The organism is Acidobacteriota bacterium (assembly GCA_022340665.1).
Classification (GTDB): domain Bacteria; phylum Acidobacteriota; class Thermoanaerobaculia; order Thermoanaerobaculales; family Sulfomarinibacteraceae; genus Sulfomarinibacter.
Genome location: JAJDNM010000140.1, coordinates 1 through 6,205, shown reverse-complemented (window position 1 = coordinate 6,205; position 6,205 = coordinate 1). Strand labels below are relative to the sequence as shown.

Annotated in this window: 5 protein-coding genes; 2 read left to right on the top strand and 3 right to left on the bottom strand. The window is 61.1% G+C overall.

The window, feature by feature from the left end:
- Nucleotides 1-1,085, bottom strand: a 1,085-nt coding sequence (locus LJE93_15560) for a hypothetical protein (GenBank protein MCG6950331.1), incomplete at its 3' end; no start/stop codon positions are given.
- Between the two features lie 247 nt (nucleotides 1,086-1,332).
- Between LJE93_15560 and LJE93_15555 the strand changes: the two genes are divergently transcribed.
- Complete coding sequence (locus LJE93_15555; GenBank protein ID MCG6950330.1) at nucleotides 1,333-1,494, top strand: hypothetical protein; 162 nt, start codon at nucleotides 1,333-1,335, stop codon at nucleotides 1,492-1,494.
- Nucleotides 1,495-1,622: 128 nt separating this feature from the next.
- Nucleotides 1,623-3,575 carry an oligoendopeptidase F gene (gene pepF / locus LJE93_15550; GenBank protein ID MCG6950329.1) on the top strand — a complete coding sequence of 651 codons (1,953 nt, stop codon included), beginning with the start codon at nucleotides 1,623-1,625 and terminating at the stop codon, nucleotides 3,573-3,575.
- A 212-nt stretch (nucleotides 3,576-3,787) separates the two neighbouring features.
- Here the strand turns inward: pepF and LJE93_15545 are convergent, their stop codons facing one another.
- Nucleotides 3,788-5,452 (bottom strand): DUF11 domain-containing protein, encoded by a 1,665-nt coding sequence (locus LJE93_15545; GenBank protein MCG6950328.1) that lies wholly within the window; start codon nucleotides 5,450-5,452, stop codon nucleotides 3,788-3,790.
- 524 nt (nucleotides 5,453-5,976) lie between these two features.
- Nucleotides 5,977-6,205: hypothetical protein (locus tag LJE93_15540; protein MCG6950327.1), on the bottom strand; the 229-nt coding region annotated here is incomplete at its 5' end.

Sequence of the window (6,205 nt, the reverse complement as noted above, 5' to 3'; positions counted from 1 at the left end):
AGGTGATAATCTCCCCACACCCAGTAGTCATCAGTCGGATCGCCGACCGTGCCGTTGTCGTGCCAGAATCCCGGGCCGACGAAACCTGGATCGAGGCTCATGTTCGCACCCTCGACGTCCCAGCTGCCGTCGATGTCGGTGTAGATGTTGCTGTACGCGGTGCCGACCCCAGTGCCGTCGAGGTAAAACAACCAGATGTCCCCAGGGCCATTCGCCGACACATTTCCGTAAATAATGTTGTTGTAAGCGTAGAGGGCGGATCCAACCCATGCGGAGAGTCCGCCGGCGAGACCCCCCAAAGGACCGGACGATTCATTGTCGACGATGGTGTTGTTCGTCAGGTAGATGTTGCCGGTACCGGAGTTCGTAACTGACAATCCGGCGTCGGATGATGTGCTGACGTTCCCGGCGATGATGTTGTTGCGAAAGACGAGGGAGGCCCCCGGGAGAGCCCACTCGGCAAGGACAGTAATGGCTTCAAATTCACCGGTGAACCCTTGGATAACATTGTCGTATATCAGGATGTTGCCCGCAGAAGATGTATCTCCCGGTTTCGACGCGATGCTCACGCCGGTTTTGTTCCGGCAATCCTTGATCACATTGTGAATCAGGTGGATCGAGTCAATCGAGCTGTCGCTGTATTCGTTGACCAGCCGAATCCACAGGCCATTGTAGCTTCCATTCTGGATGGTCAACCCCTCGACACTGACTCCCCCTCCGGCATGCTGGTAGAGACTGAGAACTGTCCCGGCGCCCAGAGAATCGAGAACCGTGTTGTTGGGATCGTCGACCCTGGCAGAACAATCAGAGTTGTAACCGCCGCGGATCGTGACCGGGTGGTGCTGGAAGGACTCGAAGGAAAAGTCGCCGGTATAGGTTCCACTTTGGAGGAGAATGTAGTCACTCGTCCCGTTCGATTCCGCGTTGGTCAGAGCTGCTTCAAGCTCCGATTCGGTGCCAACACAAAACGTCTCGGCAGCGACACTCCGGGTCACCAGGACGAGCATGAAACCGAGCACCAACGGTACACCTCTCTCGAGCCGGCGTGCTGTCGGCGCTTTGAATCGAATGCAGGGCGTGATCATGAGTGCTCCTTCACCTCACCGAGCCACATGGTCCGCGCGGCAGCGGGATATCCGCTACCATCACATTCCTCCATTGTTTCTATTTACGAAAGGTGGCACGTACCAGGACCGATGGCAACAACTGGATTCTGATGTGCTCATTCTCTCAACACTCAGGTGCCAGGGTCGACACTTTTGACACTTTCGTTTTGTCAGGTCAATCATTCACCATTTCGATAAGCCGTCGGTCCAGTTCTCCGTATGCCTCGTGGAAGTCCAGTTCCTTCTGGCGTCGCCTTGCCCCCCAGCGATCCACGAACCAACAGCCAGGGCCTGCATCTACAACGCTTGCGACGGCTCGATCTCCGTCATCGCCACCATCGACGCGTTGGTCGCCGATGGTTTCGAGCTGGGTAACATGGCGGCGTGATCGAGCTCGGTTCCGTAGCTCCTGACCCATAAACCTCTCGACTTGGAAGGCGTAGGATAGAACGGGCCTGACTCCGGGGATCTGCACGATCGGCCGGGCCGGCACGTCCGAACGAAAAGGAGTCAAACATGCGGGCATTCTTACTCTCCGAGTGGAAGAGCGTGATCACGCTTTCTCTTGTGACCGCGGCGCTGCTGCCGCCCATCGGCCTGGAAGCGGCCCCTCCCGATACGGCTCTGCCGACGTACGAGCCGGACGCCAACGTCGACCGCTCGGCAATTCCCGAGATCTACACCTGGGACCTCTCGCCGCTCTTCGCCTCTGACGAGGCGTGGGACGAGGCTCGGCTGAAGCTTCTCGCCGCCATTCCCGGCCTCGAGGCCTACGACGGCAAGCTCGCCGACCCGGGCGCACTGGGGGCGTGCCTCGACCTCTACTTCCGGCTCCACTCCGACGCCAACTTCGTCACCCTCTACGCCAACCTGCGACAGAGCACGGCTCTCTCGGATGAGGCTGCGAACGCCATGGTCCAGAGCGGCCTGGCCGCCATGGACCAGCTGATGCGCGCGGCGTCCTTCATCCGCCGTGAAATTCTGACCCTGCCGGCCGCGAGCCTCGACGCCGCCTATGCGGCCGAGCCGGCGCTCGCGACCTATCGCCCCTACCTCGACAACCTGCGCCGCCGCTCGGGCCGCCTGCTGACACCCGACGCGGAACGGGCGCTGTCCCTGCTCGGCGATAATCTGTGGGCCGAGATCGACCTCAACGAGATCCCGTCGTCGCTGGAGGACGCCTTCGGCGCCCTGCTGACCGATATCCACTGGCCCAAAATCTCCGACGAAAAGGGCGAAAAAGTCCAGCTCACCCTCTCGAACTACTCCCGCTACCGCGCCTCCGCAGACCGCAGCGTTCGCCGGGCGGCGGTCGAGGCGCTTTTCGGCACCCTCCGCAGATATGAGCACACGCTCGCCGCAACGTTGGCCGGGCAATTCGAACTCGACGTCGCCTACGCACGGGCGCGCGGTTACGACACCGCTCTCGAGGCCTACCTCGACAAGGACGACATCGCGCCGGCGGTCTACGACAACCTGGTGTCGACCATCAACGCCAATCTGCCGCTCCTCCACCGCTACGTCGAGCTGCGCAAGAAGGCACTCGGGCTCGACGCGGTCCATCTCTACGATCTCTACATCCCGATGGTCGAGGGTGTCGAGGTCGAGGTGCCCTTTAGCGAGGCCCGCGCCACCATCCTCGCCGCCCTCGAGCCACTCGGCGCCGACTACGGGAAGGTCCTCGCTGCGGGTCTCGACCCGGCCAACGGTTGGATGGACCTCTACCCCCACCGTGACAAGCGGAGCGGCGCCTTCTCCGCCAGCGTCTACGGACCCCATCCCTACGTCTTCATGAATTACCAGGACTCGCTCAACGACATGTCGACGCTGGCGCACGAGTTCGGCCACGCCCTGCACTCCGAGCTCGCTATGAAGGCGCAGCCCTACTCCAGCTTCCGCTACGCGCCGTTCCTGGCCGAGATTGCCTCGACATGCAACGAGTCATTGCTGTCCGACTATCTGGTGAGCACGTCAAATGATTCGGCCGAGAAGGTCGCCCTGCTGGTCGAGCGCCTGGAGGGCATCCGCACCACGATCTTCCGCCAGACGATGTTCGCGGAGTTCGAGCGCACGGTGCACGGCTTCGTCGAGGACGGTGTGCCGCTCACGGCCGCCCTACTCGAGAAGACCTACCGCGAGCTGGTCCAGCGTTACTACGGCCCCGGCTACACACTCGACGAGGACGATGGCCTCGAGTGGGCATACATCCCCCACTTCTACTACAAGTACTACGTCTACTCCTATGCGACGGGGCTTTCGAGCGGCATCGCCATCGCCGATCGGGTGAAGACCCTCGGCAAGCCGGCGGCCGATGCCTTCCTCGCCATGCTGGCAGGAGGTGCTTCGGCGCCGCCCCTCGAGCTGCTGGCGGGTGCAGGCGTCGACCTCACCAAGCCGGACGCCCTCAAGGCCGCGATGGAGACCTTCGAGGAGACCCTCGACGAGGTAGAGAAGCTGTTGGAGAAGTGATCAGCACCACTTGACGGCGGACACACGCAGCACCGAGGCCGGTTCGGTGCCAGGACCGACACTTTTCACAATTTCGTTTTGTCAATTCAATCGCCCTCTATTTCGAAAGGCCGTCGGTCCAGATCATCATGAGGCTCACCGAATTCCGGTTCCTCCTCACCACATCTTTCTAAGTTTCCAAAAACTGGCACCTTGCTTGTCGCGCGCCAGGTTTACGGTGTCGCACCCACCACCTGGCTCCAGCCCTCAAAGGTGCCCTCGTCGAAACCGTGCGCGAAAACCAGCCAGGCCCAGACGAATCGTCCGTCGATGCCGGTCATCCCGTCCCGAAGAGAGAGGCACTGCCCGGTTCTCCTGCAGGCGAAGTGTCCGAAAAAATCCCAGTCGATGGTGGCCCAGGTCGGAAACTCGGTGAACGAAGCGTGGTCCATCCCCGGCTCGACGAAACGGCCGTGGAGATCCTCTTGGGTCGGTGTTGCCGCGTCGTCATGATCCCACCCGACGAGGAAGCCCTGCTGACCCGCGAACTCGACCAGCGGCACCGAGTACGCAACGACGTTTTGTTCAAATTCGCTCACGCGGAAACCGCCGGCCGGACCCTGCGGTGAGCCATCCCCCGAAACCCGCCGAGCCCGGATGCCACCAACATTCGAAACGTCCAAGTGCGACCAGACCACGAGGTAGTCGTCGTCAATCGCGGCCACCGCCGGGGATTCATAGCTGGTCAGCGTGGAAGCAATTGTCATCTCCGGCGCCGGGCTGACGCCGCCGAGGTGTCCTGGCGCGATCTTGGCGCGAATCTCCGGGTCACCCGCGGTCGGCGTAAAGTTGTACACCAGCAAGTACTGATCTCTCCCTGCGAGGTGGGCGGCTCTCAGCGAGGTCCGGCCGCCATCGCTGCCGGTGGCCACGTTGGCCCAGGTCAAAAGGGCACCGTCGCTCGCCCGCACCCGCTGGGCGACCACGTCTCGAAGCCCGCTCGCCCAGCGGTTCTCGTAAGTGACGAGGAACTCGTCCAGGGCCGAGTTGTAGGCCACATCCGGGTTTCCCTGGTGGCCACTGCCCTGATAGATGGCGAACTCGCTGCCGAGGGGGGCCGCGCCGCTGCCGAGCAGGCGGGCGTAGACGTCGCTGTTGATCGACGGCGCCGGCTCCCTCCGAGACCAGGCCACCAGACAGTTGCCCGAGACTTCGGAGCAGGCTACGGACGGCTGTTCATCGACCTGACCCGTCGAGACGTGTTGAACAACACCCACCGCACCCTCCGGGTCGACGGTCACTGCCTGCACCTCGTAATTCGAGTTGGTAGGGTAGTCGGAGCGGATCCAGGCTGCTACGTACGTTTCAGAAACCGAATTCCAGTACACGCCGTTGGACCACCCTTGGTACCACCCCGATCCGTGATTGGAAATCGGGAAGATGGGACCGAGCACCGCTTGCTCGCCGGAACGATGCACACAGGTCGTGCGACTCATGAGCAGAGCGTCGAACCCGGGATCATCAGCAACGACCTCGTTGGTCACGTATCCGGGATCCGGAAGCGTTTCGGTGGTAACCGAGAAGGAAACGACGACCGTGTCGGATACAGTCATCGATCCATTCCAACTCACCGTCCGGGACGGTTCGTCGTACGCGCAGCCGCCAGCCCCACCCGAGCACGACAGACTTCCGGGAATGAACTCGACGCCCGGCGGCAGCTGATCGACAATCGATGCCGAAGGGGCGGTCGAGGAGACCGTCCTCACTGTGATGGTGTAGCTGATCGGGTCGCCGTGCACGGTGAAGTTCGGGCCGACTGTCGAGCACTGACCGAAGTGGGCTGCGGACACGGGAGGGACGACCAGCGCGACCACAAGAGTCACGAGAATGTGTCTCATTCTAGCGTCCTTTCTCGAGAAAATTGAGAAGAACAATACATCTGAACTAGAAAACTTTCAATATCAAAGGTGCCATGCACTGCTTTGGACACCAGCCAAAAACCGCGCCGCCATCTCGCGTCATCGCCTTCCGAGGGAGCGCAACGGAGGTTGATTCCAGCCCTTCGTCGTCGAAGCGTCGGCATCGGTGCCAGGCCGTAGAAACTTAGAATGTTTGCGAGGCAGCGAACGGTCGTTCAACTTCCCAAGGATCTAAAGCCTGGCACCCTTACCCTTAACGCGCACCTGTTGTAGACGTGATAGATCCCACACTCGACAAACACTCTGGGCCTGCAAGGCGTCGCCACCTCCAAGCCTCAATCCAGCATGACTACGGAACTGCGGACCTGGCACTCCTGGCCGGCATGAACCTCGCCTTTGCTCCGTCGGCATCTTACGGCGATATTCCGACTGGCGGCGGGCATAGGCCCGCCGCCCATTTTCTTGCCAGGTTATTGGATGGATCTTCTGATTCTCCCTTTCAATCAACTCCCGAGCAGGTATGCCAGGTAGGCATTGAGATCATCGATCTTCATGCAGATGTGTTGTTGGGCGTCAAGATCGACTATCCAGTCGTCCTTTTCTCTACCGTCGACAAGACCGTCCGCCTTGGCCCTGATGTTGTTCGTCAGGTCCTGAATCGCCCCGTTGTACTCCAGATCCGTGAGCATGTCCCGCACAGCGGAGAGCATGTTCTCAAAGGCCCTCTTCCCT

What these genes read in the sequence shown, in the direction of transcription:
- pepF (MCG6950329.1), top strand. Translation starts at nt 1,623, where the DNA reads ATGCGGGCATTCTTACTCTCCGAGTGGAAGAGCGTGATCACGCTTTCT.
- LJE93_15545 (MCG6950328.1), bottom strand. Translation starts at nt 5,452, where the DNA reads ATGAGACACATTCTCGTGACTCTTGTGGTCGCGCTGGTCGTCCCTCCC.